General features: G+C 73.5%; 24 protein-coding genes. 10 read left to right on the top strand and 14 right to left on the bottom strand.

The window, feature by feature from the left end; translation table 11 throughout:
- Positions 1 to 220: 220 nt before the first annotated feature.
- Positions 221 to 562, top strand: a complete 342-nt coding sequence (locus JOE68_RS22960; RefSeq protein ID WP_239562321.1) for a DUF402 domain-containing protein — start codon at positions 221 to 223, stop codon at positions 560 to 562.
- Here JOE68_RS22960 and coaE read toward each other — a convergent pair.
- From coaE to rpsA, 3 genes are all read right to left on the bottom strand, one after another.
- The gene (gene coaE, locus JOE68_RS22955) at positions 538 to 1707 is read right to left on the bottom strand and encodes a dephospho-CoA kinase (protein WP_204844350.1); all 1170 of its coding nucleotides are present in this window, start codon (positions 1705 to 1707) and stop codon (positions 538 to 540) included. The two genes, JOE68_RS22960 and coaE, sit on opposite strands and share 25 nt — an antisense overlap.
- A 38-nt stretch (positions 1708 to 1745) precedes the next feature.
- Positions 1746 to 2372 carry a hypothetical protein gene (locus tag JOE68_RS22950; RefSeq protein ID WP_204844349.1) on the bottom strand — a complete coding sequence of 209 codons (627 nt, stop codon included), beginning with the start codon at positions 2370 to 2372 and terminating at the stop codon, positions 1746 to 1748.
- Positions 2373 to 2475: 103 nt separating this feature from the next.
- Positions 2476 to 3969 (bottom strand): 30S ribosomal protein S1, encoded by a 1494-nt coding sequence (gene rpsA, locus JOE68_RS22945; protein ID WP_204844348.1) that lies wholly within the window; start codon positions 3967 to 3969, stop codon positions 2476 to 2478.
- A 203-nt stretch (positions 3970 to 4172) separates the two neighbouring features.
- On the opposite strand from rpsA, the gene JOE68_RS22940 reads away from it, so the two are divergent.
- The 5 genes from JOE68_RS22940 to JOE68_RS22920 all read left to right on the top strand — a co-directional run bounded on the left by JOE68_RS22940 (position 4173) and on the right by JOE68_RS22920 (position 9403).
- Positions 4173 to 5003 (top strand): class I SAM-dependent methyltransferase, encoded by an 831-nt coding sequence (locus JOE68_RS22940; protein WP_204844347.1) that lies wholly within the window; start codon positions 4173 to 4175, stop codon positions 5001 to 5003.
- Between the two features lie 10 nt (positions 5004 to 5013).
- A complete protein-coding gene (locus JOE68_RS22935; RefSeq protein WP_204844346.1) occupies positions 5014 to 5949 on the top strand; it encodes a GNAT family N-acetyltransferase in 936 nt (311 codons plus the stop codon).
- Positions 5950 to 6030: 81 nt separating this feature from the next.
- Positions 6031 to 6918 carry an ATP-binding cassette domain-containing protein gene (locus tag JOE68_RS22930; RefSeq protein WP_204844345.1) on the top strand — a complete coding sequence of 296 codons (888 nt, stop codon included), beginning with the start codon at positions 6031 to 6033 and terminating at the stop codon, positions 6916 to 6918.
- Positions 6915 to 8810: a YhgE/Pip domain-containing protein gene (locus JOE68_RS22925; RefSeq protein ID WP_204844344.1), complete on the top strand. Its 1896-nt coding sequence runs from the start codon at positions 6915 to 6917 to the stop codon at positions 8808 to 8810. Before JOE68_RS22930 ends, JOE68_RS22925 begins: the two co-directional genes overlap by 4 nt.
- Positions 8807 to 9403, top strand: a complete 597-nt coding sequence (locus JOE68_RS22920) for a TetR/AcrR family transcriptional regulator (protein ID WP_204844343.1) — start codon at positions 8807 to 8809, stop codon at positions 9401 to 9403. The genes JOE68_RS22925 and JOE68_RS22920 overlap by 4 nt, the downstream gene beginning before the upstream one ends.
- 174 nt (positions 9404 to 9577) lie before the next feature.
- On the opposite strand, the gene JOE68_RS22915 is transcribed toward JOE68_RS22920, so the two are convergent.
- From JOE68_RS22915 to polA, 4 genes are all read right to left on the bottom strand, one after another.
- Positions 9578 to 10246: a Rossmann-fold NAD(P)-binding domain-containing protein gene (locus tag JOE68_RS22915; RefSeq protein WP_204844342.1), complete on the bottom strand. Its 669-nt coding sequence runs from the start codon at positions 10244 to 10246 to the stop codon at positions 9578 to 9580.
- Positions 10243 to 10839 (bottom strand): P-loop NTPase family protein, encoded by a 597-nt coding sequence (locus JOE68_RS22910; protein WP_204844341.1) that lies wholly within the window; start codon positions 10837 to 10839, stop codon positions 10243 to 10245. Before JOE68_RS22910 ends, JOE68_RS22915 begins: the two co-directional genes overlap by 4 nt.
- 118 nt (positions 10840 to 10957) lie before the next feature.
- Positions 10958 to 12298, bottom strand: coding sequence for an alpha/beta hydrolase family protein (locus JOE68_RS22905; protein WP_204844340.1), 1341 nt, complete (start codon positions 12296 to 12298; stop codon positions 10958 to 10960).
- A 118-nt stretch (positions 12299 to 12416) separates the two neighbouring features.
- Positions 12417 to 15086 (bottom strand): DNA polymerase I, encoded by a 2670-nt coding sequence (polA, locus tag JOE68_RS22900; RefSeq protein WP_204844339.1) that lies wholly within the window; start codon positions 15084 to 15086, stop codon positions 12417 to 12419.
- Positions 15087 to 15117: 31 nt separating this feature from the next.
- On the opposite strand from polA, the gene JOE68_RS22895 reads away from it, so the two are divergent.
- Together JOE68_RS22895 and JOE68_RS22890 are read left to right on the top strand one after the other, a co-directional pair.
- Positions 15118 to 15570 carry a hotdog fold thioesterase gene (locus JOE68_RS22895; RefSeq protein ID WP_204844338.1) on the top strand — a complete coding sequence of 151 codons (453 nt, stop codon included), beginning with the start codon at positions 15118 to 15120 and terminating at the stop codon, positions 15568 to 15570.
- Positions 15567 to 16121, top strand: a complete 555-nt coding sequence (locus tag JOE68_RS22890; RefSeq protein WP_204844337.1) for a DUF4352 domain-containing protein — start codon at positions 15567 to 15569, stop codon at positions 16119 to 16121. Before JOE68_RS22895 ends, JOE68_RS22890 begins: the two co-directional genes overlap by 4 nt.
- Positions 16122 to 16235: 114 nt before the next feature.
- On the opposite strand, the gene JOE68_RS22885 is transcribed toward JOE68_RS22890, so the two are convergent.
- The 7 genes from JOE68_RS22885 to JOE68_RS22855 form a co-directional block, all read right to left on the bottom strand.
- On the bottom strand, positions 16236 to 16940 hold the full coding sequence (locus JOE68_RS22885) for an ABC transporter ATP-binding protein (protein WP_204844336.1): 705 nt from the start codon (positions 16938 to 16940) through the stop codon (positions 16236 to 16238).
- Positions 16930 to 17670: an ABC transporter ATP-binding protein gene (locus tag JOE68_RS22880; RefSeq protein WP_204846241.1), complete on the bottom strand. Its 741-nt coding sequence runs from the start codon at positions 17668 to 17670 to the stop codon at positions 16930 to 16932. Before JOE68_RS22880 ends, JOE68_RS22885 begins: the two co-directional genes overlap by 11 nt.
- A 32-nt stretch (positions 17671 to 17702) precedes the next feature.
- The gene (locus JOE68_RS22875) at positions 17703 to 18845 is read right to left on the bottom strand and encodes a branched-chain amino acid ABC transporter permease (protein ID WP_204844335.1); all 1143 of its coding nucleotides are present in this window, start codon (positions 18843 to 18845) and stop codon (positions 17703 to 17705) included.
- Complete coding sequence (locus JOE68_RS22870; RefSeq protein WP_204844334.1) at positions 18842 to 19804, bottom strand: branched-chain amino acid ABC transporter permease; 963 nt, start codon at positions 19802 to 19804, stop codon at positions 18842 to 18844. The genes JOE68_RS22875 and JOE68_RS22870 overlap by 4 nt, the downstream gene beginning before the upstream one ends.
- A gap of 131 nt (positions 19805 to 19935) precedes the next feature.
- Complete coding sequence (locus JOE68_RS22865; protein WP_307819830.1) at positions 19936 to 21108, bottom strand: branched-chain amino acid ABC transporter substrate-binding protein; 1173 nt, start codon at positions 21106 to 21108, stop codon at positions 19936 to 19938.
- A gap of 263 nt (positions 21109 to 21371) precedes the next feature.
- Complete coding sequence (locus JOE68_RS22860; RefSeq protein ID WP_204844332.1) at positions 21372 to 21983, bottom strand: ANTAR domain-containing response regulator; 612 nt, start codon at positions 21981 to 21983, stop codon at positions 21372 to 21374.
- 236 nt (positions 21984 to 22219) lie between these two features.
- On the bottom strand, positions 22220 to 23185 hold the full coding sequence (locus JOE68_RS22855) for a hypothetical protein (protein ID WP_204844331.1): 966 nt from the start codon (positions 23183 to 23185) through the stop codon (positions 22220 to 22222).
- A 559-nt stretch (positions 23186 to 23744) separates the two neighbouring features.
- Between JOE68_RS22855 and JOE68_RS22850 the strand changes: the two genes are divergently transcribed.
- Positions 23745 to 24251, top strand: a complete 507-nt coding sequence (locus tag JOE68_RS22850; RefSeq protein WP_204844330.1) for a mycothiol transferase — start codon at positions 23745 to 23747, stop codon at positions 24249 to 24251.
- 154 nt (positions 24252 to 24405) lie between these two features.
- Positions 24406 to 25905: an aldehyde dehydrogenase family protein gene (locus tag JOE68_RS22845; protein WP_204844329.1), complete on the top strand. Its 1500-nt coding sequence runs from the start codon at positions 24406 to 24408 to the stop codon at positions 25903 to 25905.
- The last annotated feature ends 146 nt before the right edge of the window (positions 25906 to 26051 follow it).

Raw genomic sequence — 26051 nt, 5'->3', positions numbered from 1 at the left:
CGCAGTGTTACCAGGTGCCTACCCAGGGCTACCCTCGGATGTTGTGGGAGCGGTCATCACACCTCGGCTCGTCGACGTGGTCGACACCATCAGCGCAGTTCGGAGCTACTCCTCGGGCACTTCCCGGCACCTGACCACCTGTCGCGTCGAGCACTGGGGACTGCGGCTGGAATGCCCCACCCCGGAAGACCCGTTCTCGGATTCCGAAATCACCTGGTTGATGCCGGAACTGGGATTGCGGCTCACCCACCACCGCCCGCGCTCGCGCCACTCGCGCGGCGGGCCCAGCGTGCTCAGCGCCGTCCGGGTGGAGCGGGACGGGCGCTCGTGGCGCACCACCGACCTGCTGCTCGGCCTCGCGGTACCCGGCGGCACCACCGCCCGCATCGTGCGCTCCGAGGAGTTCGCGGCGGCAGTGGCCGGCGGGGTGCTGGGGCCCGACGACGCCGACCAGGCCCTGAGCACCGTGCACCGGACGCTGGAGCAGGTCAGCCTGCACCGCCACGACCTCGGCTCCTGGCTGACCCACCGGGGCATCTACGACGTCTGGCCGGCCCTGTAGAAGGCTTCCACGCGCGCCGCGGCGGCGGCCATCCACGGCTCCTTGGCCTCGCCGTAGGCGAAGCCGTCGGCGTCGCCCGCGTGCCGCCGGGACAGGTCGAGCTTCAGCTCCTCGTACTCCCGCCGGGCCGCCGGGTCGGCGCGCAGCCAGTCCCGGAACCGCAGCGACCACTCCCACGCCGGCCCGCCCTCGACGCGGACGTGCAGGTTCACCCGCCGTTGCGGGTCGGCCCCGGCGTGCAGCCGCTTCTCCCACTCCGCCGGGTCGCCGTGCTTCGGGGTGTCCCCGGCGGCGCCCAGCGCCGGGAAGCCCGCCCGGCCCAGCGCGTCGGCGAGGTCGTCGGCCTCCGCCATCGACCGCACGCCCAGCTGGAGGTCGAGCACGTCCTTCGCCGCCAGGCCGGGCACCGACGTGGACCCGATGTGCTCCACCCGGCGGCCACCGGCCGCGACCCCGATCCGGCGGCCGACCCGGGCGGCCTGCTCCGGCCACGTCGGGTCGTGGGGCACGACCACCGGCGGCCCGGCGGCGTAGCGCCGGAGCCGCACGTTCGCCTCGTAGGGGACGAGCCGGTCGGCCCACAGCGCGTCCACCAGCGCCGACACCAGGTCGGGCGTGCCCGAGTTGTCCAGCCAGACGTCGGCCACCGCCCGCCGCGCCGCGTCGTCGGCCTGCTTGGCCATCCGGCTGCGCGCGTCCTGCTCGGTCAGCCCCCGCGCGACCAGCCGCCGGACCCGCTGCTCCGGGTCGGCGTGCACGATCACGACCAGGTGGTAGTTCGGGGCCAGCCCGTTCTCCACCAGCAGGGGCACGTCGTGCACCACGACCGCGTCCTCGGGCGCGGCGGCGACCAGCTCGGCGGTGCGGGCGGCGATCCTCGGGTGCGTGATGCCGTTCAGGGTGGCGCGGGCCCCGTCGTCGCTGAACACCTTCGCGGCGAGCGCGGCCCGGTCCAGCGCGCCGGAGGGGTCCAGGACCCCCGCGCCGAACGCCTCGGCGATCTCCGCGAGGCCCGGCGTGCCGGGTGCGACCACCTCGCGGGCCAGGCGGTCGGCGTCGACCACCACCGCCCCGTGCTCGGCGAGCCTGCCCGCGACCGTCGACTTCCCCGACCCGATGCCCCCCGAGAGGCCCACGCGCAACATGGTCCACAGTCTGCCCGCAGCCGGCCGCGCGGGTGGCGTCAGATGCCCTCGGTCGGGGTCATCGACCGGGCCGCCAGGTCGCTGAGCACCGGGCGCACGTGCTCCTCGGGCACGAACCCGGCCCTGGCCCGCGTCACGAACGTGGTCTTGCCCAGCGACCCCACCAGCAGCCGCTGGTCGCCGGTGCTGATCAGGAAGCCCTTCTGCGGGCCGACGTCCACCTCGGTCACCGCGCCGCCCGCCTCCCGCTCGGCCTGCACGCTGTCGCGGACCCGCTCGGTGGCGGTGGGCGGGTCGGCGTAGGTGGCCAGCCCGATGATCAGCGGCGCGGAGGTGATCTCCTGGTGCTCGCCGACGTCGTAGTAGCAGTCGACCTTCGCCGTCCGCCCCAGCGACGGCTCGGGGATGCCGGTGATCTGCTTCAGCTCACCCGCCATCTCCCGCCCGATCCGCTGGTTCACCACCTCGACCGGGACGATCAGCTCGCAGTCGTCGGGCAGCTCGCGGTCGGTCATGACCGCGGCCCGCGACGCCGAGGTGGGCGCGGCGATGGTCGGGATCTGGGGCGGCGGGGCGGGCGGGGCCGCGGGCTCCTGGGCGGCACAGGCCACCAGGGCCGCCACCGCGGCCGCCGCAGTCGTCCCGAGCCCGAATCGCGCGCCCATAGCACACCCAATGTAACGCGCGGACCAGGGGCCCCGCACCGCGAGCGGTGCGGGGCCCCTGGCCTCCGGTGGGACGCGGACCCGGGACGGGCCCGTGGTGCTCTCAGGCGCCGCCCGACAGCTTCTCGCGCAGCGCGGCCAGCTGCTCGTCGCTGGCCAGGGTGCCGCCGGCCTGGGCCGGGGCGCCGGTGCCGCCGGTCGCCGCCGCCGGGGCGTCGCCGCCGGAGGAGTAGTTGGTCTCCCCCGCCGCCTCTTCCTCGGCCGCCGCGGCCTTCGCGACCTGCTTCATGTGGGCCTCGTAGCGCGTGTGGGCCTCGGCGTACTGCCGCTCCCACTCCTCGCGCTGCTTGTCGAAGCCCTCCTGCCACTCCTGGGTCTCCGGGTCGAAGCCCTCGGGGTAGATGTAGTTGCCCTGGTCGTCGTACTCGGCGGCCATGCCGTACTGGGTCGGGTCGAACTCGGAGTCGACCGTGAAGCCCTCGTTGGCCTGCTTGAGCGACAGCGAGATCCGGCGGCGGTCCAGGTCGATGTCGATGACCTTGACCATCACGTCGTCGCCGACCTGGACGACCTGCTCCGGGATCTCCACGTGGCGCTCGGCCAGCTCGGAGATGTGGACCAGGCCCTCGATGCCCTCGTCCACCCGGACGAACGCGCCGAACGGCACGAGCTTGGTGACCTTGCCCGGCACGATCTGGCCGATCGCGTGGGTGCGGGCGAACTGGCGCCACGGGTCTTCCTGGGTCGCCTTCAGCGAGAGCGAGACGCGCTCGCGCTCCATGTCGACGTCCAGGACCTCGACCGTGACCTCCTGGCCGACCTCGACAACCTCGGACGGGTGGTCGATGTGCTTCCAGGACAGCTCCGAGACGTGCACCAGGCCGTCCACGCCACCCAGGTCCACGAAGGCGCCGAAGTTGACGATGGAGGACACGACGCCCTTGCGGACCTGGCCCTTCTGCAGCTGGTTGAGGAACTCGCTGCGGACCTCGGACTGGGTCTGCTCCAGCCACGCGCGGCGGGACAGGACCACGTTGTTGCGGTTCTTGTCCAGCTCGATGATCTTCGCCTCGAGCTCGCGGCCGACGTAGGGCTGCAGGTCGCGCACGCGGCGCATCTCGACCAGCGAGGCGGGGAGGAAGCCGCGGAGGCCGATGTCCAGGATGAGACCACCCTTGACGACCTCGATGACCGTGCCCTTGACCGGCTCGTCCTTCTCCTTGAGGGCCTCGATGGTGCCCCAGGCGCGCTCGTACTGGGCGCGCTTCTTGGAGAGGATCAGCCGGCCTTCCTTGTCCTCCTTCTGGAGGACGAGGGCCTCGACCTCGTCACCGACCTTCACAACCTCGTTGGGGTCGACGTCGTGCTTGATCGACAACTCGCGCGAGGGGATGACGCCCTCGGTCTTGTAGCCGATGTCGAGCAGGACCTCGTCCCGGTCGACCTTGACGATGGTGCCCTCGACGATATCGCCATCGTTGAAGTACTTGATGGTCTTGTCGATGGCGGCGAGGAAGTCCTCCTCCGTCCCGATATCGTTGATAGCGATCTGCTTCGGCGCGGTAGCAGCCGGGACAGTGGTGGTGTCGGTGGACATTAGGTGGGTGGCTCCGGTACGGATTGGGGTTGTCTGGCCTTGGGTGCAACGCTGCGCGGGAGGCAAGGCTTCCCCCGACGACCGATCCCGTGACGTGCATACCGATCATGGGCAGCGCGAACCCACTACGCGGGCGGTATCGTACGCGCCTCGACGACCGGCGGGCAAACCGGCGACCGGGCCCGCGACCCCGAAGGAGCAGTGTGTCCGACCAGCACGCGAGCGCCGAACTGGCGCTGGGCACGACGGGCATCGCCAAGCGGGACGCCGACGCGGCGGAGTCGCGGGCCGCCAACCGCGCCTGGTGGGACGCCGACGCCGACGACTACCACGCCGAGCACGGCGCGTTCCTGGGCGCGGCGGACTTCGTGTGGTGCCCGGAGGGCGTGCGCGAGGAGGAGGCGGGCTACCTCGGCGACGTGCGCGGGCGGCGGGTGCTGGAGGTCGGCTGCGGCTCCGCGCCGTGCTCCCGCTGGCTGGCCTCGCGCGGCGCGCGCCCGGTCGCGCTCGACCTCTCCGCCGGGATGCTGCGGCACGCCGCGGCGGGCAACGCGGGCACCGGCGTCGCCGTGCCCCTGGTGCAGGCCAGCGCGGACCAGCTGCCGTTCGCCGACGCGAGCTTCGACGCGGCGTGCTCGGCGTTCGGCGCGGTGCCGTTCGTGGCCGACGTGGGCGAGGTGTTCCGCGAGGTGGCCCGCGTGCTGCGGCCGGGCGCGCCGTGGGTGTTCTCCGTGACTCACCCGATCCGGTGGATATTCCCGGACGACCCGGGGCCGGGCGGCCTCACCGCGACGCAGTCCTACTTCGACCGCACGCCCTACGTCGAGGTCGACGACGCGGGCCGGGCGACCTACGTCGAGCACCACCGGACCCTGGGCGACTACGTCCGCGCGCTGGTCGGCGCGGGTCTGGAGCTGCTGGACGTGGTCGAGCCGGAGTGGCCCGCCGGGCACACCCGGACGTGGGGCCAGTGGAGCCCGCTGCGCGGCCGGCTGTTCCCCGGCACCGCGATCATGCGGACGCGCAAGCCGTAACCTGCCCGGCATGACCGTCAGTCGGGGGCTGGTGGAGGCGCAGAGCGCGCGTTTCGCGGGGCTCGACCCGCTGCTGCCCGCGGTGGCCGCGCCGCCGGAGGGCGACGTCGTCACCGCGGCGCTGCCGGACGGCACGCGGGTCGCGGGCGTGCTCCAGCGGCAGGTGCACGACCGGTCCTCGGCGGCCCGCCTGTGGTCGGCGACCGAGGTGTGGGAGCTGACGCCGCTGCTGGGCGGCGCGGGCGGGGTGGGCATGGACGCGCTGCTGCGGGCGTGGCGGCGGCGGATGGACCGGGTGGCCCCGGCCGAGCGGGACTCGGCGTGCGTGCTGACCTGGCCGAGCCGGGACGCCGAGGCGGCGCGGGCCCTGCTCGACCACGGCCTGGTGCCGCTGTCGGTGGTCGCCGTGCGCCGGGCCGCGCCGCCCGAGCGGCCGACCGGCGCCCGGTCGCCGGTGGCCGTGCGCCGGGCGACGCCCGCCGACCTGGAGGCGGTGCTCACCCTGGCGCTGGCCGAGCTGCGCTACTCGGCGCTGGTCGGCTCGACGGTCGACCGCCCGGAGGCGGCCGGGCTCAAGCGCCGCGCGCTGGCCGAGCGGCTGGCGGCGGGCGGCCCGGTGTGGCTGGCCGAGCGGGACGGGATCGCGGTGGGGCTGGCCGAGTGCGCCCTGGTGACCTCCGAACCGGGGAACGCGCCGGCGACCCGCTTACCGCCGGGTCGGTGGGGGTACGTGAACTGCGTGTCCGTGCTGCCGGGGGCCCGCGGCGGCGGTGTGGGCCGGCAGCTGATGGCGCACGCGCACCGCGAGCTGCACCGGCTGGGCGCGGTCGGCAGCTACCTCTACTACAACCCGCCGAACCCGCTCTCCTCGGTGTTCTGGCCGCGGCAGGGGTACCGTCCACTGTGGACCGCGTGGGAGGTCCGCCCGGCGGGGGCCTTGCGGTAGGTCACAGCCGCTCCGCTTGCGAGCGCCCTCCGGCTGCGCCACTATTTGTACTGACCAGTCAGTTCAAAGAAGGGGTCCGCCGTGGAGATCCACGCCCAGCGGGTCGGCGCCACCGGGCCGCACGGCCCGCTGCTCAAGCCGACCAGCCTGCGCGTGCCGGCGGGCGAGGCCGTGCTCGTGGCGGGCCCGCCCGGCGCCGGGCACACCGCCTTCGCCCTGCTGCTGTCCGGGCGGCTGCGCCCCGGCGCCGGGACCGTCACGCCGAACGCCGCCGAGCTGCGCAAGCACGTCGTCCTGGTGGACTCGCCGGAGGTCAACGAGCCCGAGGGCTCGATGCCGCTGGCCGCGGTGGTCGGCGAGGAGCTGGCCATGAACGGGCGGCGCGCCGGGCGCAAGGCCGTGGCCGACTGGCTGGTCGAGCGCGGGGCGGAGGAGTTCGCGGACGCCCGGTTCGACCAGGTGCCCGCCGAGTCCCGGTGCTCGCTGATGCTGGAGCTGGCCGCCGGGCGGCCGGGCGCGCGGGTGCTGGTCCTGGACTCCCCCGACCGCTACCACGGCGACCCGGCGGGCTGGTGGGCCGCCGCGCGCCGGCGCGTCACCCCGCACCTGTCGGTGGTGGTGCTGTGCACCACCACCTCCGCCGCCGTGCTGGACGTGCCGGCCGCGCGGCTGGGCGCGGACAACGTCGTCCCGGTCGACGTGCCCACCGGCCCGCTCGACACGGCCCGGCTGACCGCCGCGGGCGCCGGGCGACCCGCCGGGGCCACCGCGGCGCCGCGCCGCGCCGACCGCCCGGTCGAGCTGCCCGTCGAGCTGCCGGCCGCCGCCGCGCCGCGCCACGCCGACCGCGCCACCGACCGCACCGCCGGGCACGCCGCCGACCGCACCGCCGAGCGCGCCACCGACCGACCTGTCGACCGCACCGTCGAGCTGCCGGCCGCCGCCCGAGAACCCGAGGAGACGTCGTGACCGCCCTGCGGATGGCGTTGAGCGAACTGCGCCGCATCACGGCCGGGAAGCTGCCCAAGCTCGCCGTGGTGGCGCTGGCCCTGGTCCCGCTGCTGTACGCGGCGCTGTACCTGTACGCGAACAAGGACCCGTACGCGAACCTGCACCAGGTGCCGGCCGCGCTGGTCGTGGCGGACAAGGGCGCGACCGCGAGCGACGGCACGGTCAAGCACGCCGGGCAGGACGTGGCCGACGAGCTGGTGAGCGGCCACCGGTTCGACTGGCGGCGGGTCGACCCCGAGCAGGCCGAGGAGGGCGTGCGCAACGGGACCTACACGTTCGCGCTGACCCTGCCCGAGGACTTCTCCCAGGCCCTGCTGTCCTCCGGCGAGTTCCAGCCCCGGCAGGGCGTGATCATGCTGACCACCAACGACGCGAACAACTACCTCGGCTCCACCATCGCCAACCAGGTGGTCACCGAGGTGCGGCGGTCGGTGTCGGTGGAGGTGGGCTCGGAGGCGGCCGACCGGCTGCTGCTCGGGTTCTCCACGATCCGCCAGAAGACCGTCGAGGCCGCCGACGGCGCGACGAAGCTCGCCACCGGCCAGCAGGGCGCCCTCGACGGCAGCCAGAAGCTCGTCGACGGCGCGGGCCCGCTGGCCGACGGCGCGAAGCAGCTCTCCGACGGGCTGCTGGAGCTGCGCGGGAAGACCAAGGACCTGCCGGTGCAGGCGCAGCAGCTGGCCGACGGCGCGAAGCAGGTCGCCGACGGCAACGAGACCGTCGCGCAGACCGCCGAGAACTACGCGGCCAAGGCCCAGGCCCTCATCGGGCGGCTCGACCAGTTCAACGGCGACGTCGCCAACCGCCTGCGCGCCGCCGGCTTCACCGAGGAGCAGGTCCAGCACGTGGTCCTGGCGCTCAAGGACGCCCGCACCCCGCTGGACGAGGCCAACGGCCGGGTGCAGGGCGCCGCGGGCGAGCTGCGGACCCTGGCCGACGGCGCGCAGCAGGTCGCCGGCGGAGCGGCGCAGCTGGCCGCGGCCACGCCCGCGCTGACCGACGCGATCGTCAAGCTCACCGACGGGGCGAAGCAGGTCGCCGACGGCAACGCCCAGCTGCGCGACGGCGCGATCGCGCTGCGCGACGGCGAGCAGCAGCTCGTGACCGGCGCGAACCAGCTGCGCGACGGCCTCAACGAGGGCGTCGCGCAGATCCCGAACCCGGACGACCCCACCCGCGAGTCGACGGCCAACACCATCGGCGACCCGGTGAACGTCCGCGGCGTCAGCCAGACGTCGGCGGGCAGCTACGGGGCCGGGCTCGCCCCGTTCTTCCTCGGCCTGGCCACCTGGATCGGCGCGTTCGTGCTGTTCCTGCTGCTCAAGCCGTTCTCCCGGCGCGGCCTGGCGGCCTCGCAGAACCCGCTGCGGGTCGCGCTGGGCGGGTGGCTGCCGGGCGTGCTGCTGGGCGCGGCGCAGGTGGTGATCATGCTCGCGGTGGTGGCGCTGGTGGTCGACATCCGGCCGACGCACCCGTGGGGGACCCTGGGCTTCCTGCTGCTGGCCTCCGCGTCGTTCGTGGCGCTGCTGCACGCGCTCAACGCCCTGCTCGGCGCGGTCGGGAAGTTCGTCGGCCTGGTGCTGCTGATCCTCCAGCTGGTCAGCGCGGGCGGGACGTTCCCGTGGCAGACCATCCCCGAGCCGCTGTACCCGCTGCACTACGGGCTGCCCATGGGCTACGCAGTCGACGGGCTGCGGCACCTGATGTACGGCGGGCAGCTCAGCGGCGTCGGCAAGGACGTGCTGGTCCTGGCGGCCTACCTGGTGGGGTCCCTTGCCTTGTCGACGCTGGCCGCGTACAAGCAGCGGGTGTGGACCCCGTCTCGCCTCGAACCCGAACTGGTGCTGTGACCGGCAACCGCGCCGGCCGCACCGCCGCCACCAAGCAGAAGCTGTTCGACGCCGCGCTGCGGCTGGTGGGTGAACGCGGCGCGGCGAGCGTGACGGTCGACGAGATCGCCGCCGAGGCCGGGGTCGCCAAGGGCACCGTGTACTACAACTTCGCCAGCAAGGACGCCCTGGTGGACGCCCTGCTGCGGCACGGGGTGGAGCTGCTGGCCGGGCGGCTGCGGGCCGCCGAGGGCGAGGCGGAGACCGAGCGGGCGCTGGAGTCGCTGGTCGACGGGGTGCTGGGGTTCTTCGCCGAGTACCCCGCGTTCGGGCAGCTGCTGGTCAGCGAGCTGTGGCGGACGCCGGGCCAGTGGCACGGGACGCTGAGCCTGCTGCGCGACGACATCGTCTCCATCGTGCGCGGGCAGATGCAGCGGCTGTCCGACGAGGGCCGGCTGCCCGACGGCGTGCAGGTCGGCACGGCGTCGGCGGCGCTGTTCGGCACCCTGCTGGTGGTCGCGCTGGACTGGCAGGTGTTCCAGCCCGACCGGTCCCCGGCCGAGGTGCGGGAAGCGGTGCTGCTGCTGGTGCGGGGGCTGCGGCCGGCCCGGTGAGATCCGGTCCGGTGAGGCAGGCCCGGTGAGGTCGGGTCCCGTGCGGCCCGGTCCCGCGCGGTCCGGCACCGTGCGGTCCGGCACCGTGCGGTCCGGCACCGTGCGGTCCGGCACCGTGCGGTCCGGCACCGTGCGGTCCGGCCCGGCGAGGTCCCGGTCCCGGCCGCGCCGGGGTCAGGAGCGCGCGACCCAGGTGTCGACCTGGCCGACCTGGTGCACCGCCGCGGGCTTGCCGTCCAGGGCCCGGCGCACCGCCGCCAGCACGCCGGCGGACATCTCCTCGTGGCTGAGCCAGCGGGTGCCGCCGCCGTGCCGGACGAAGCCCAGCACCACCTGCTGGGTGGGGTGGCCGGCCAGGATCGGCGCGGGCACGCCCTGCCGGGAGCTGATGGCGCGGCTGTCGTGCACCTCGACCACGGGCGCGGTCGGCGCCAGCAGCGGCGCGACGGCCCGCAGCACCGGTTCGCGGTAGCTGGTGTGCACCCAGGCCACCAGCAGGTCGGCGGGCGCGGGCAGCACCCCGCGGACCCGGTCGGCCAGCTCGCCGGGGCGGGCCCAGTCCGCCCGCACCCACGTCGCGGCGCCCCGGCGCCCGTCCCCCGGCCGCCCGTCCCCGCGCGCGTCGGGCCGCCCGCCCGGCGACCCCGCCGGGTGGCCGTCGGCCGACCCGGCGCCCGGCTGCGGCACGTGCCCGCGGCGGCCCAGGGCGGCCCGCGCCGCGGCGCCCGCCCGCGGCGGGCGCCGCGAGGGCAGCACCACCTGCCAGCCCCGGGCCAGCAGGTCGTCCGCGCAACCCGTCAACATGCCGGTGCCACCGAGCACCAGCGCCGTCCGCCCGCTCACCGCACCGGCTCCTCTCCCCGCTCCGCCGCGCGCCGGAGGGGCCCGGCGCACCATCGGTCCACTTCGCGCTGCCCGCGCAGCCGCACCACCGCCAGGCGCTCCCCGTCCCGCCCGGCCGGCAGCGCCGCGACGCGCTCGCGGTTGCGGCCGTGCGACCGCCACGCCCAGCGCAGCAGGTGCTCCGGGTCGGTGAACACCGTCCGCAGGGGCGGCTCGGTGTTGCCGTTCCACAGCACCTGGCGGCGGACCCGGCGCAGCACCGTGCGCACGGTCACCCGGCGCAGCACGGTGCGCCGGGGGTGGTCCAGCCAGATCAGCGTGTCGGCCCGGGCCAGCAGCAGCGGGCGGGCCGCCGAGTACTGCCACTCGGTCGCCCACTCCTCGCCCGCGACCAGCTCGCGCACGTCGGCCTCGAACTCCGGCCGCGGGGTCCACTGCGGACCGTGGAACAGCGAGTCCATCTCCACGTAGGACAGGCCGAGGGCGTCGGCGACGCGCCTGGCCATCGTCGACTTCCCGGCGCCCGAGGTGCCCGCGACCAGCACGCGTGCCGGTGGGTGCGGCAACTCGTCGGCGGCTCCTAACAGCGGCACCGGGAAAGGCTACCGTCGCGCCGCAAGCCCCCGGCGGCGCAGCGCGCCCGGCACCCGATCGGGCGGCACCCCGACGGGCAACGCCCGGCGGCCTCCACAGTGGACCGCGCCCCGACCGCTAGCAGCGCGGGAACGACCCGCGGGTGCCGGTGCCGTAGGCGTCGGGGTCGCTGAACCGGCACCCGTAGTCCGCGGCGGCCACGGCGGCGGGGTCGTCCACGACGTCCGCCGCCGGCCGCCGGCCGGTGTCGGCCCAGGCCACCAGGTCGTCCCAGGCCCGGCCCACCTCCGCCGGGCTGAACTCGCAGTGCTCGACGGTCCGGATCGCGCGCTGCGCCAGCAGGTCGGACCGGCCGTTGTCCCGCACCTCCCGCTGGTAGCGCTGCTCCATCGAGAACGGCACGAACAGGTCGCCCAGGCCGTGCAGGGACAGCACCGGGGCGCTCGGGCGGCCCTCGACGCGCGGGATGGCGGTCAGCTCCGGGGTCTGCCGGGCCCGCGGGTCCTGCGGGGGCACCCGCTCCACCTCGCGGTTCAGGTCGACCGGCGTGGTGGGCGCGTAGCGGGTGGAGGCGTTGGTCGCGATCCGGAGCGGGTCGGTGGCCAGGTCGTCGCCGGTGCGCACGGCGGGGAGGCCGAACAGGAAGTCCCGCCAGTGCGCGAAGGCCGCCTGCGCGCCCGGCCGCTCGCCGCCGCTGCGCTCGACCACCACCCGGGCGAACTGCCGGCCGCGTTCGTTCGGCGTGCCGTCCAGCCCGAGGTTGGCCTTGATCAGCGGCACCCGGGTCGACAGGTAGTCGGCGGGCAGCGGGAACGCGTCGACCCCGGCCAGGGCCTGCGCCACGAGCTGGTGGTCGAGGAAGAAGTCGAACAGCTCGTGGTCGCCGAGCGCGCCGCACAGCGCCAGCGCGCCCCGGTAGGAGCCGGGGTGCTGCTCCAGCGAGCGGGCGATCACGTGGCCGCCCATCGAGGCCCCGACCAGGAACACGTCGCGGGGCTGCCCCACCAGCGCGGCGAAGTGCCCGGCCAGGTCGCGGGTGCTCTCGACGCCCGCCTTCACGTCGTAGCCGTTGGCGGAGTAGCTCGACGCCGCCCACGCGAAGCCCTGGTCCAGCAGCCGCTGCCGCAGGCCGTGGGGCGGCGGCTCGACGGTCAGGGTCGCGGACGGGCCCCGGTAGCCGTGCGCCCACAGCGCGAGCCGGCCGTTCCAGCGGGGCGGGACCTCCGCGGTGTAGGCGGCGTGCCGGTGCACGCCCTGCTCCACCCGGCTGGGCTCGCCGCCGACGAGGGCCGGCGCGAGCGGCGGGTTCGAGATCGCGTAGCCGGGCAGCGGCCGGTCCGGGGGTGTCCCGCCGGGCTCCGCCGCCGACGGCGGGGCCGGCGGAGCGACCGGCGCGGCGGCCACCGGCAGGGCGAACAGCAGGATCAGGGCGAAGACCGACCCCAGTACCCGTCGCATCACTCGATTGTGGTCATCGGCGGCACCGGCGCAAGCCGCCGCCGGGCTCGCGGGCCGCACGGGCGGTCGCGCCCCTCAAGGGCCGGGGGTGGTCACCCGCCCCCGGCCCGGCCACCGCTCAGTGCGCCGCGTCGTCCCAGGACCGGCCGACGCCGACGGAGACCTCCATCGGCACCGACAGCTCGTAGGCCCGCCCCATCTGCTCCCGCACGAGCGCCTCCACCGCCTCGCGCTCGCCCTCGGCGATCTCCAGCACCAGTTCGTCGTGCACCTGCAGCAGCATCCGCGACCGCAGCCCGGACTCCTGCAGCGCGCGGAACACGCCCAGCATCGCCACCTTGATGATGTCCGCCGCGGAGCCCTGGATCGGCGCGTTGAGCGCCATCCGCTCGGCCATCTCCCGGCGCTGCCGGTTGTCGCTGTTCAGGTCGGGCAGGTAGCGGCGGCGGCCGAGGATGGTCTCGGTGTAGCCCTTGCCCCGGGCGTCCTCCACGATCGCGTGCAGGTAGTCGCGCACCCCGCCGAACCGCGCGAAGTACGCCTCCATCTGCTCCCGCGCCTCCTCCGCCGAGATGCGCAGCTGCTGCGCCAGGCCGTAGACCGACAGGCCGTACGCCAGCCCGTAGGACATCGCCTTGACGCGGCGGCGCTGCTCGGCGGTCACCTCCGCGGTGGGCACCGAGAACGCGCGCGAGGCGACGAACGTGTGCAGGTCCTCCCCCGACCGGAACGCCTCGATCAGGCCCGCGTCCTCCGACAGGTGCGCCATGATCCGCATCTCGATCTGGCTGTAGTCGGCCGTCATCAGCTCCGCGTAGCCGGGGCCGACGACGAACGCCTGGCGGATGCGCCTGCCCTCCTCGGTGCGGATCGGGATGTTCTGCAGGTTCGGGTCGGTCGAGGACAGCCGCCCGGTCGCCGCGATGGTCTGGTGGAACGTGGTGTGGATGCGGCCGTCGTCGGCCACCGACTTGAGCAGGCCGTCCACCGTCGACTTCAGCCGCGTCACGTCCCGGTGCGCCAGCAGGTGCTGCAGGAACGGGTGCTCGGTCTGCTCGTAGAGGTTCTGCAGGGCGTCCGCGTCGGTGGTGTAGCCGGTCTTGGTCTTCTTCGTCTTCGGCATCTTCAGCTCGTCGAACAGCACCGCCTGCAGCTGCTTGGGCGAGCCGAGGTTGATCTCCTTGCCGATCACCGCGTACGCGTCCTGCGCGGCCTGCTTGACCCCCGCGGCGAAGTGCGCCTCCAGCGCCGCGAGGTGCTCGGAGTCGATCGCGATGCCGACCGCCTCGACCTCGTCCAGCACGGCCATCAGCGGCAGCTCCAGGGTCGCCAGCAGGGTGTCCTGGCCGGTCTCGGCCAGCTGCGCGTCCAGCGCGTCGGCCAGCTCGGACACCGCGAACGCGCGGACGATCGCCGCCTGCGCGGTCTTCTGCCGCTCCTCGTCCTCGTCGGCGAGCAGGGACAGCTGGCCGTCGTCGGGCTCCTCGGCCCGCAGCTCCCGCTGGAGGTAGCGCAGGGCGAGGTCGTCCAGCGCGAAGCTGCGCTGGCCGGGCCGGACGAGGTAGGCCGCGAGCGCGGTGTCGCTGGTCAGGCCGGCCAGCTCCCAGCCGCGCGCGCGCAGCGCCCGCAGCGGGAGCTTGAGGTCGTGCCCGGCCTTGGGGACCGCCTCGTCGGCCAGCCACGCGGCGAGCGCGTTCTCGTCCTCCTCGGTGAGGGTGGCGACCTCGACGTAGCCGCCCTCGCCGCCGGCCAGGGCGATGCCCTCCAGGTCGCCGCCGACCACGCGCGGCGCCAGGCCGACGCGGCCGGACCGGGCGTGGGCGTCGAGCCAGGCCGCCAGCTCGCCGGGGGCCACGGCGCCGCCGGTGACCTCGAAGCCCTCCTCGGCCTCGGGCTCGGCGGTGGACAGCGTCGCGAACAGCCGGTCGCGCAGGACGCGGAACTCCAGCTCGTCGAACAGGCGGTGCACCGCGTCGCGGTCCCACGGCCGGGTCGCCAGCTCCGCCGGGCCGACCGGCAGCTCCACGTCCCGGACCAGCTCGGTGAGCTGCCGGTTGAGCATGATGTTGGGCAGGTTGGCGCGCAGGGCCTCGCCGACCCTGCCGGGCACCTCGTCGACGTGGTCGATCAGGCCGTCGAGCGAGCCGAACCGGTTGAGCAGCTTCACGATCGTCTTCGGGCCGACGCCGGGGGTGTTGGGCAGGTTGTCGGAGGAGTCGCCGCGCACCGCCGCGTAGTCGGCGTACCGGGCGGGTTCGACGCCCTGCTTCTCCAGCACCAGCTCGGGGGTGTAGCGGGCCATCTCGGACACGCCCTTGACCGGGTAGAGCACCGTCACCCGGTCGTTGACCAGCTGCAGGGCGTCCCGGTCGCCGGTGCAGATGAGGACCTCGTAGCCGAGGTCGGTGGCCTGGGTGGTGAGCGTCGCGATGACGTCGTCGGCCTCGTAGTCCTCCTTCGCCAGGGTGGGGATGTTGAGCGTGCCCAGCACGTCCTTGATGAGGCTGACCTGCCCGCGGAACTCGTCCGGCGTCGCGCTGCGGCCGGCCTTGTACTCCGCGTAGGCGTCGGTGCGGAAGGTCTTGCGCGAGACGTCGAACGCCACCGCCACGTGCGTGGGCTGCTCGTCGCGCAGCAGGTTGATGAGCATCGACGTGAAGCCGTAGACCGCGTTGGTGGTCTGGCCCGTGCCGGTCTGGAAGTTCTCCTTGGGCAGCGCGAAGAACGCCCGGTAGGCCATCGAGTGGCCGTCGACCAGCAGCAGGCGGGAGGCTTCTGAAGTGCTCACGGGGCGAGTCTAGGGTGAAGGTCCGACAGTCATGCACCGAGTGGAGCAGCACGTGAGCGCAGCACCGCAGGACATCCCCGGCGCCGACCGAGCCGTCGAGCACGAGCAGCTCACCACCAGGATGGGCATTGAAATCACCCGATGGGATGCCGACCACCTCGTCGGCACCATGCCGGTGAAGGGCAACCGCCAGCCGTACGGGTTGCTGCACGGCGGCGCGAACGCGGTGCTGGCGGAGACGCTGGGGTCGATCGCCGCGGCCATGCACGCCGCGCCGGAGCGGATCGCGGTGGGGCTGGAGCTGTCGTGCACGCACCACCGGGGCGTGACCGAGGGACTCGTGACGGGGGTGTGCACGCCCGTCCACCGGGGTCGGTCCACGGCGACCTACGAGATCGTGATCAGCGACGACCAGGGGCGGCGCAGCTGCACGGCGCGGCTGACGTGCTTCCTGCGGGAGGCCACACCCGGGAGCCGGGCATGAGGTCGGCGGCCCTGGCGGCGGCGGTCGCGGCGGTCGCGGTCGCGGTGGCGGGGTGCGCCGGGACGCCGGCGACCTCGACCCCGGCCACCTCGGCGGCGGCGGTCTACCCCGTGCCCAGCGTGACGGCCCGGCCGGACGAGGGGATCCTGCACCTGCCGACCGCCTCCGAGGGCGACACGGCGTTCACCCTGCTCGGGCTGACCACCGGGATGGACGCGCTGGTGGGCAGCCACGCCGAGTTCGAGGCCAGGGGGCAGTTCGTCCGGGTGCGGATGAGCGTGGTCAACAACGGGCGCAGCAGCGTCTCGTTCGACGCCCGCAAGCACGTGCTGGTGGACGACAAGAAGGTCGAGCACGCGGTCGACGCGCAGGCCATGACGATCAAGCGGCAGCCCGAGGTGCTGGACCTGGGCGCGAACGTGCGGCTGGAGTACGACGTCTACTACGACCTGCCCGAGGACGCCAAGCCGCTCGCGCTGCGGGTGTTCGGCGGGCCGACGCTGACGGACCTGCAGGACCGGTCGAGCACGGAGATCCTGCTCAGCCAGTGAGGCCGCGGGCCGGTCCGCCCGCGTCCGCCGCGGGCTCGGGCGCCGCGCGGTCCGGTGCGGCGAGGCCCGCCGACCCCAGGGGTCGACGGGCCTCGGTGGTCCTGCGCCGGGCGGTCAGTGGCCGCCCAGGTAGGCCGCTCGGACCTGCGGGTCGTCCAGCAGGTCCAGGCCGGGGGCGGACTTGACCACCCGGCCGGTCTCCAGGACGTAGGCGCGGTCGGAGAGCTTGAGGGCCTGCTGGGCGTTCTGCTCCACCAGCAGGACCGTCGTGCCGCGCTTGTTGATCTCCTTGATGATCTCGAAGATCTGCGCGATGAGCATCGGGGCCAGGCCCATCGACGGCTCGTCCAGCAGGAGGACCTTCGGCTTGGTCATCAGCGCCCGGCCGATGGCGATCATCTGCTGCTCGCCGCCGGACATGGTGCCGCCGAACTGGGTCTTGCGCTCCGCCAGGCGCGGGAACAGCTCGTAGACCTCGGCCAGGTCGGCGCTCAGGTCGTCCTTGCGGGTGTACGCGCCCATCAGCAGGTTCTCCTGCACCGTCATGCCGGGGAACACGCCCCGGCCCTCCGGTGACTGGCCGATGCCCAGCTGCACCCGCTTGTGGCCGGCCAGCTTGGAGATGTCCTCGCCGTTGAAGATCACCTTGCCGCTGCTGAGCGGGCGCAGGCCGGAGATCGTCTTCAGGGTCGTCGTCTTGCCGGCGCCGTTCGCCCCGATCAGGGAGACGATCTCGCCCTCGTTGACCTCCAGGCTGATGCCCTTGATCGCGGCGATCTTGCCGTAGTGGACGTGGATGTCGTGGAGCTCAAGAAGCATCTTCGGACACCCCCAGGTACGCCTCGATGACCTTCGGGTCGTTCTGCACCTCTTGCGGCAGCCCTTCTGCGATCAGCTGGCCGAAGTCGAGCACCGCGACGCGGTCGCTCACGCCCATGACCAGGCTCATGTCGTGCTCGATCAGCAGCACGGTCCGACCGCCGTCGCGGATCTTCCGGATGAGCTGCTGCAGCGCTTCCTTCTCCGCCGGGTTCATGCCGGCCGCGGGCTCGTCGAGCAGCAGCAGCTTCGGGTCGGTGGCCAGCGCGCGGGCGATCTCCAGCCGGCGCTGGTCGCCGTACGGCAGGTTCTTCGCCGTCTCGCTCATGCGGCCGGAGATGCCCACGAAGTCGAGCAGCTCCCGCGCCAGCTCGCGTCCGCGCCGCTCCTCCTTGCGGTGCCACGGCAGGTTCAGCGTGGCCGCGACCGCGCCCGTCCGGTGGTGCGCGTCCGCGCCGACCATCACGTTCTCCAGCGCCGACATGTTGTGGAACAGCCGGATGTTCTGGAACGTGCGGGCGATCCCCTGCTTGGTGATCTTGAACCGCTTGGCGCCGTCGATCCGGCTGCCCCGGAACAGGACCTGGCCCTCGGTCGGCTGGTAGACGCCGGTGACCACGTTGAAGACCGTGGTCTTGCCCGCGCCGTTCGGGCCGATCAGGGCGAAGATCTCGCCTTCCGCGATGCTGATGCGCGCTTCGCGCAGTGCCGTGACGCCGCCGAAGCGCATCGTCACGCCGTCCAGCTGGAGGACAGGGGTGCTCACTTGGCCGCCTCCGTCGTCGGGACATCCGTGTCCGGCCCGGGGACCTCGGCACCCATGGTGCCCATCCCGCCCGTTCCCTCGTGCAGTTCCGCCTTGCGCCGGCGCGAGGGCAGCAGCCCCTCCGGCCGCAGCGCCATCATCAGCACCAGCACGCCGCCGAAGATCAGGATGCGGGCCTCCGAGAAGTCCCGGAACCGCTCGGGCAGCCAGCCGATGAGGAACGCGCCCACGATCACGCCCGGCAGGTTGCCCGAGCCGCCCAGCACGACCGCGGCGAGGATCGTCGCGGACAGGATGAACGGGAACGTGTTCGGCTCGATGAAGTTGGCCTTGCCGGCGTAGATGCCGCCCGCCAGGCCGCCGATCATGGCGCCGATGGCGAACGCCAGGAGCTTGAACTTGAACGTCGGCACGCCCATCAGCTCGGCCGCGTCCTCGTCCTCCCGGATCGCCGCCCAGGCCCGGCCGACCCGGCTCTTCTGCAACCGCACCGAGAAGATGATGACCAGCACGATGGCGGCGACGATCAGGTAGTAGTACGGCGCGGCGAGGATGCCGAACTTCGTGCCGAACATGGGCGGCGGGTGCGGGATGCCCGCGATGCCGCGCGCGCCGCCGATCTCGTCGGTGTTGTTCGCGGTGATGCGGACGATCTCGCCGAAGCCCAGCGTCACGATCGCCAGGTAGTCACCGCGCAGCCGCAGCGTCGGCGCGCCGAGGATGACGCCCGACACGGCCGCCAGGATGATCCCGAAGGCGACCGTCGCCCAGTAGTTCCAGCCGTGGTTGACCCCGTAGTAGGCGACCGAGTAGCCGCCGATCGCGAAGAACGCGACGAACCCGAGGTCGAGCAGGCCCGCCTGGCCGACGACCACGTTCAGGCCGACCGCCAGCAGGATGTAGGTGCCGATCGGGTAGATCAGCACGGTCGTCCAGTCCGAGCCCGGCGACATGAACGACCCGATGGCCGGCGAGGGCAGGATCAGCGCGCCGACCACCAGGAGGATGTAGACCAGGTAGCGCTGCCAGACCTTCGCGTTCTCCCACCACTCCCGCAGGCGGTCGATCCCGTGCCCGATCCCGGCGAGGCGACCGCGCTTGGTGGGGTTGTCTTCCCTCGTCACTGCGTCGCCTTTCATGCGCGTGCCTTCTGAAGGGATTCGCCGAGGATGCCGGTCGGGCGGAACATCAGGACGACCACCAGGACGGTGAACGCGATGACGTCCTTCCACTCGGAACCGAGGAAGATGGCGCCCCAGTTCTCGACGAGGCCGAGCACGATCCCGCCCATCAGGGCGCCGCGCAGGTTGCCGATGCCGCCGAGCACCGCCGCGGTGAACGCCTTGATGCCCAGGACGAAGCCGATCATGTAGTTGGTGTTCTCGATCTCCATGACGTAGAGGGCGCCGGCCACACCGGCCATCGCGCCGCCGAGGAGGAACGTGACCCGAACGATGTTGTCGATGCTCACGCCCATCAGGACGGCGGCCTCGGGGTCCTGGGCCGTGGCGCGGATGCCGCGGCCGATCCGGGTCTTGTTCACCAGCCGGTCCAGCGCGACCATCACGATCACCGCCGCGACGACGACGATGACGTGGTCGAGGCGGACCTCGGCGTTGCCGATCTTGAACAGGACGTCGCGGGCCACGATGCGGGGCGCCGAAGCCTGGTTGCGGCCCGGCTTGTCGATCAGCCACTCGATCACGAACAGGCCGAACAGCTCCTGCAGGAACAGCGACGCGCCGATCGCGGAGATCAGGGCGGCGAGGCGGGTCGCGCCCCGCTTGCGCAGCGGCCGGTAGGCCACGGCTTCGAGCAGCACCGCGGACGCGCCGGAGGCGACCGCGGAGACCAGTATCAGCAACAGCAGGACGCCGACGAGGGCGAGCCCGGTGAACGGGGCCGTCGGCGCGATCGCGAGCAGGGTCACCAGCGACGCGAACGTGCCGATCATGAAGATCTCGGAGTGCGCGAAGTTGATCAGGCGCAGCACGCCGTAGACCATCGTGTAGCCCAGGGCGATCAGCGCGTAGATCGAGCCGATCACCAGTCCACCCACCGTGCTGGGTAGGAACTGGTTGAGGAAATCATCAAGCATGACAGGTTGCCTCACGAGACGGGGCGGGGGAGAACTTCTTCGCCATAGGGGTGGGGAGCGGGAGCCGCCGACGCCTCGGCGGCACGCCCGCTCCCCAGCACTGCCTGACCTGGTGAAAACCGTCCCGGAGATCAGCCCCCGAGCTTGGCCTCGGACGACTTGCCGAGCAGCTTGAGGACACCGCCCTTCACCTGGTACACGAAGATGGAGTTGTTCTCCGGCTCACCGTTCGCCTTGAACTTGATGGGCTTGGAGGCGCCCTCGAAGCTCACCGAGGACAGGAAGTTGTTGATGTCCTCGGAGGTCGTCTTGCCCTCCTCGACGGCCTTGATGTAGGCGGTCGCGGCGTCGAAGCCCTCGGTCGAGTAGATGGCCGGGTCCGAGCCGACGGTCTTCTTGTAGTTGTCGTAGAACGCCTTGGCCGTGCCGGTGGCGTCGGCCGACGGGATGTTGCACGGGCACGCGATGACGGCGCCCTCGGCGGCCTGCTCACCGGCGCCGGAGACCAGCTGCTGGTCCAGCGAGCCGTCGCCGGAGGCGAACAGCGTGGTCACGTTGTTGTCGCGGAGCTGCTTGAGCAGTCGGCCGCCCTGCGCGTAGTAGCCGCCGAAGAAGATCAGGTCCGGGTTGTAAGCCTTGACCTTGGTGACCGTGGAGGAGTAGTCCGACGCGGCCTGGGCGAACTTGTCGGTCTCGACCTCGACGCCCTTGTCCTTGAACGTCTTGGTGACCGCCTCGGCGAGGCCGACGCTGTACTCCTGGTCGTCGGACAGGACGAAAGCCTTCTTCGGGCTCTTCGCGGTCAGCAGGAAGTCCGCGACCTGCGGGCCCTGGTCGTTGTCGTTGGCGACGACGCGGTGCCAGTACTTCCACCCGTTGCCGGCCAGGCCGGAGTTCGTGGCGGACGGCGAGATGCTGGGGATCTTGCTCTCCTCCAGCGTGCCGCCGATCGCCTTGGACTCACCGGAGAAGGCCGGCCCGATGAGGGCGACGATCTTGTCGGTGTTGACGGCCTGGGCGAGCAGCGAGGTGGCCTGGTCCGCCTTGCCCTGGCTGTCGTACTTGATGAGTTCGATCTTGACCTTGGGGTTCTTGGCGTTGTACTCGTCGATCGCCATCTTCGCGCCGTTGTAGGGCGGGATCACGATGGCCGAGTTCTCGCCGGTGAGGTCCCCCATGAACCCGATCTTGACCGACGAGGCGTCGCCGCCGTTGCCGCCGCCACCGCCGCCGGCGCAAGCCGCGAGCGCGAGCGACGTGGCCGCCGCCAGCCCCAGAACTCGGCCGAGTCGTGCTCCTGACACCGGAATACCTCCCATGACCAACCAGCCCGCCGGTAGGCGGAGCCCTCGCACGAGGGCTTGGGTTAGGGCAGGAACGTAGCTTCAGTTGTGTTCGGTGAACAGGTGGTCTTCCTGCTCTGTGTCCACATCGTGACGGTAGTCACGGGCAAATCCGTACACGTTAACAGTCTTAAATCCAGCTCAAATAGCCGCAGGTCACGCACCCAATGCGCGCTGTAACCAACAATGGTCGGCACAGTGCGTCCGATAACCGAACAGGTATCTCAGCCGAAGTTTTCGATGACCGCTTCGGCGACGGCCTTCATGGTCGTGCGGCGGTCCATCGCGGTGCGCTGCACCCAGCGGAAGGCTTCCGGCTCCGACAGGCCCTGCTTGGCCATCAGCAGGCCCTTCGCCCGCTCCACGACCTTGCGGGTCTCCAGCCGCTCGGTCAGCCCGGCGACCTCGTTCTCCAGCGCCTGCAGCTCGGCGAAGCGGCTCATCGCCAGCTCGATCGCGGGCACCAGGTCGCGCTTGGCGAACGGCTTGACCAGGTAGGCCATCGCGCCCGCGTCGCGGGCCCGCTCCACCAGCTCGCGCTGGCTGAACGCGGTCAGGATGACGACCGGGGCGATGCGCTTGGCCGCGATCGCGCCGGCGGCCTCGATGCCGTCCACCTTGGGCATCTTGACGTCCATGATGACCAGGTCGGGCCGCAGCTGCTCGGCCAGCACGACCGCCTCGTCGCCGTCGGCGGCCTGCCCGGCGACCTCGTAGCCCTCCTCGCGGAGCATCTCGACGAGGTCCAGGCGGATGAGGGCCTCGTCCTCGGCGACGAGCACGCGGCGCGGCGCGCTGCGGTCCTCGGACCGGGCCTCAGCAGCCTGCTGGGTCACCGGGGTCCTCCTCGTGGTCGTCCTGGTCTGCGCCCGCCGCGTCCGCACCGGGCGAAAGGGCAGTCTACCTGCGTGGCGGACGCCCGACCGACCCTCGGTCCCGTGATCACGACCACCGGGTGAACGCCGTCGAACGGGTGCCGCGCACCGGCCGAATGCGCGCGCGGGCGGTCCCGGCCGGGACCGCCCGCGCGCCCGTCGGCGGAGCCCCCTGCGGAGTCCCTCAGCGGAGCCCCTCAGCGGACCGCCTCCTGCGGCGGTTCCCACCAGCCGGTGACGCCCTCGGGCCACTCCACCGCGCCGAGCGCCTCCTCCTTGGCCGGGTCCGGCGGGTCGACCTCCCGCAGGTACAGGTCGTGCCACCCGGTGGTGAGCCCGAGGCCGCCCGCCGGGCTGGGCGCCTCCACGGCGCGGGGCAGGCCGAACACCGGGTGCAGCAGCCGGTCCGCGACCGCCGCCACGCCCAGGCTCTCCGGCCACTCCAGCCACCACCGGTCGAGCTGCGGCAGGGACCGCAGCCAGGGCGCGGCGGTGAACAGGTGGTAGCGGCGCAGCACCGCGCTGCCCAGCCCGGTCGGCCGCGGGAACTCCGCCAGGTGCTCGCGCTCGGCGTCGCTCAGCGGGCCCTCCGCGAACGGCCCGTGCAGGTCCCGCCCCTTGAGCAGGGTGCGGACGTAGGTCATGCCCGCGGCCCAGGCCCGGTCGTCCACGCCGGCCAGGACGACGCCCGCGTCCAGGTCGAGCAGCCGGACCTCCACCGACCTGGGGTGGCGCCGCACCCGCAGCCCGGCGACGCCGGCGACCCACCGGTCCTCGTGCCGCGGCAGCAGCTCGTACAGCAGCGGCCCGAGGGCGTGCTCGGCGAGGTGCAGACGCGGCCGGTCGGCGGGCTCCACGGCGCGGAACACGTGCGCCGGGCGCAGCATGGACGCCGGCGGGCGCAGCTGGAGGTGGGCCGACGCGTCGGTCGCGGTCTGCAGCACCACGCACTCCAGCGCGCGCTGGTCGTCGGTCGGCGCGTCGGGCAGGAACAGCCCGCGCGCGTCGGCCCGGCCGCGCAGGGCGTCCACCACCCGTTCCCGCCGGTCGGCGGGCAGGTCGTGCAGGACGGCCCGGACCGCCGGGACGGCCTGGCTCAGGTTCTCGCCGGTGTAGGCGCGGCGCAGGTCGGCCAGCTGTTCGGTCAACGACGAACGTGACATCGCAAGTCCTCGCTCCCGCCGCCCGGCTCGGCGCACAAGGACGCGCACACGCGTCATGCGGTGGTTCGGTCGCACTGCCTCGTGGTCAGGGGTGCCCCCACCCCGCGGCGGATCACGCCACCCGTCTGCCGGGGAGTGGCTCCAGCCTCACGTCTGCCCACACACGCCGCGCTCCACGCTACCAGCGCCCCTCCCGCCACCGCACGTGCGTTTTCCGCGCCCGCGCCCGCCGAGGGCGACCGGACCCCGCACGCGCCGGAGGTCGCGTTCGGACGGCCGACCCCCGCCGCCGGGCGTCGACGTCGAGGCGGTGCGCAACCACCCGGCGGACGTCGTGCCGCGCGCGATCACTCCAGGGCGAGCCGAGCGGCCCGCCCGGTAAGCCAAGGCCCTGCCCCCGCGCGAGACCGCGGCGACCGAGTGTCCGAAGTGGACGGTTTCGGGCCGGGATCCACCAAGCCGCTCAGGGGGTTCACCGCGCGGGGCGCCCGACGCGCCGGCGGCGCGCGGCCGGAGCCCCGCCCGACGCCCCGCCCCGGCGATGCCGTAGGGTTCGAACATGAGTTCGAATAGGGTGTGGCCGGCCGCGGCGGCGGAGGACGAGCTGCGGCTGCTGACGGACTTCCTGGGATTCCTCCGGATCACGGCGGTGTCGAAGGTCGAGGGGCTCGACCGCGAGCGGGCCGCGGCGACGCCGATCCCGACCTCGCCGGTGGTGAGCGCGCTGGGCGTGCTCAAACACCTGACGGCGGTCGAGCGGTGGTGGCTGTCCATCGAGGCGGGCGGCGCCGAGCTGCCGTCGCTGTGGGGCGCGGACGCGGACGCCTCCTGGCAGCTGCACGACGAGGACACGGTCGAGTCGGTGGTCGCCGAGTACCGCGCCGAGTGGGAGCTGTCGGCGAAGGCGCTGGCCGGGCTGGCCGCCGGCGACCGGACGCGCGGCGACCACGACGGCCGGGGGCGGACCGTGCGCTGGGTGCTCGCCCACCTCGTCCAGGAGACCGCGCGGCACGTCGGGCACCTGGACCTCCTGCGGGAGCTGGCCGACGGCGCGAAGGGCGAGTAGCCCGCGCGGTGGTGGGTCCGCGCACGGCGAACCCGGGTCGCCGCAACGGTTTTCCGCACTCCGGGAGATCGCCGGGTCCGCCGGCGACCGCGGGCGCGGAGGTTCACCCGGCGGGCGCTTGGCACCCCCCGCCGGGCGCACCACGCTGAGGGCCATGACCTACGTGTCCACGAACCCCGCCGACCTCAACGACGTCGTGGCCCGCGTCGAGCTGGCGGGCGCGCCGGAGTTCGCCGAGGCCGCCCGGCGCGCCAAGCAGGCCCAGCCCGCGTGGGCCGCGGTGCCCGCGCCGGTGCGCGGGCAGGTGGTGGCCGACATCGGCCGGCTGGTGGCGGCCAACGCCGAGGCGCTGGCCCGGACCGTGACCCGCGAGATCGGCAAGCCGCTGGCCGAGGCGCGCGACGAGGTGCGGGAGGTCGTCGACACCTGCGCGTTCTTCGCCGGCGAGGGCCGCCGGCTGCACGGGCGGACGGTGCCCTCGGAGGTGCCGGGCAAGCAGCTGCTCACCTTCCGCGACCCGGTGGGCGTGGCGGCGGTGGTGACGGCGGGCAGCTCCCCGGTGGCCGGGCCGTCCCGGCACGTCGTGCCGGCGCTGCTGTGCGGGAACACCGCGGTGTGGAAGCCCGCCGAGTACTCCGCCGCCTCCGCGCGGGCCCTGCACGACCTGTTCGCCTCGGCCGGGCTGCCCGAGGGCGTGCTGAACCTGGTGCACGCCGAGGGGTCGCAGACCTACCGCGGGCTGGAGCTGGCGCTGGAGCGGCGCCTGGTGGACAAGGTCGGCTTCACCGGCTCGTCCGGGGTGGGCGCGCTCATCGGCGAGCTGTGCGGGCGGCACCTCCAGTCGCCGTGCCTGGAGCTGGGCGGCAAGAACCCGATGGTGGTCGCCGAGGACGCGGACCTGGACCTGGCCGTGCGGGGCGCGCTGTCCTCCGGGTTCGGCACGGGCGGGCAGCGGTGCACGTCGCTGGGCACGGTGATCGTCCACGAGTCGGTGCACGACGAGTTCCTGCGCCGGTTCGCGGCGGCGACGGAGGACGCCGTCGTGGGTGACCCGTTCGGCGACGTGCTGTACGGGCCGGTGCTGGACGGCAGGTTCGCGGTGGACTTCGAGAAGTACCTCGGCTGGATCCGCGACCACCACCGCGCGCACGGGTCGACCGGCGTCGGCCGGATCACCGAGACCAACCCCCGCAAGGGTTTCCTCGGCGACCCGGACGGCGGGCTGTTCTACCACCCGGTGATCGTCGACGGCGTGCGGCCCGACGACGAGCTGTTCCGGCACGAGACGTTCGGCCCGCTGGTGGGCGTGACGACCTACCGGGCGCTGGACGAGGCCGTCGAGCTGGCGAACCTGCCGGGCTACGGGCTCTCCAGCGCCATCCACACCACCGACCCGGCCAAGGTGTTCGCGTTCCGCACGGGCGTCGACGCGGGGGTGGTGAGCGTGAACAGCTCGACCCCCGGCGCGGAGGCGCACCTGCCGTTCGGCGGGAACGGCAAGTCCGGCAACGGTTCCCGCCAGTCCGGCGCGTGGGCGCTCGACCAGTTCACCCGCTGGCAGTCGGTCGACTGGGACTACTCGGGGTCGGCGCGGGACGCGCGGGCGGGCGCCCCGCGGCTCGCGGCCGACCCGGACTTCCGGCTGGACGCGTGAGCGGCGCCGGGACGGGCGCGGTGATCGCCGGTCCCGGCCGGGCGCGGCGCGGCGGTCCGGGGCGGACCGCGACTCGCCGCGCACCGTCCACCCCGGACCGGCCCGCCGCCCGGTGACCGGGTCCGGGCGCGGCCCGGCTGCGATCC

The sequence above is a fragment of the Saccharothrix algeriensis genome (assembly GCF_016907655.1).
Taxonomy (GTDB): domain Bacteria; phylum Actinomycetota; class Actinomycetes; order Mycobacteriales; family Pseudonocardiaceae; genus Actinosynnema; species Actinosynnema algeriense.
The sequence above is the reverse complement of the archived record's forward strand: the minus strand, read 5'-3'. Positions and strand labels throughout refer to the sequence as shown.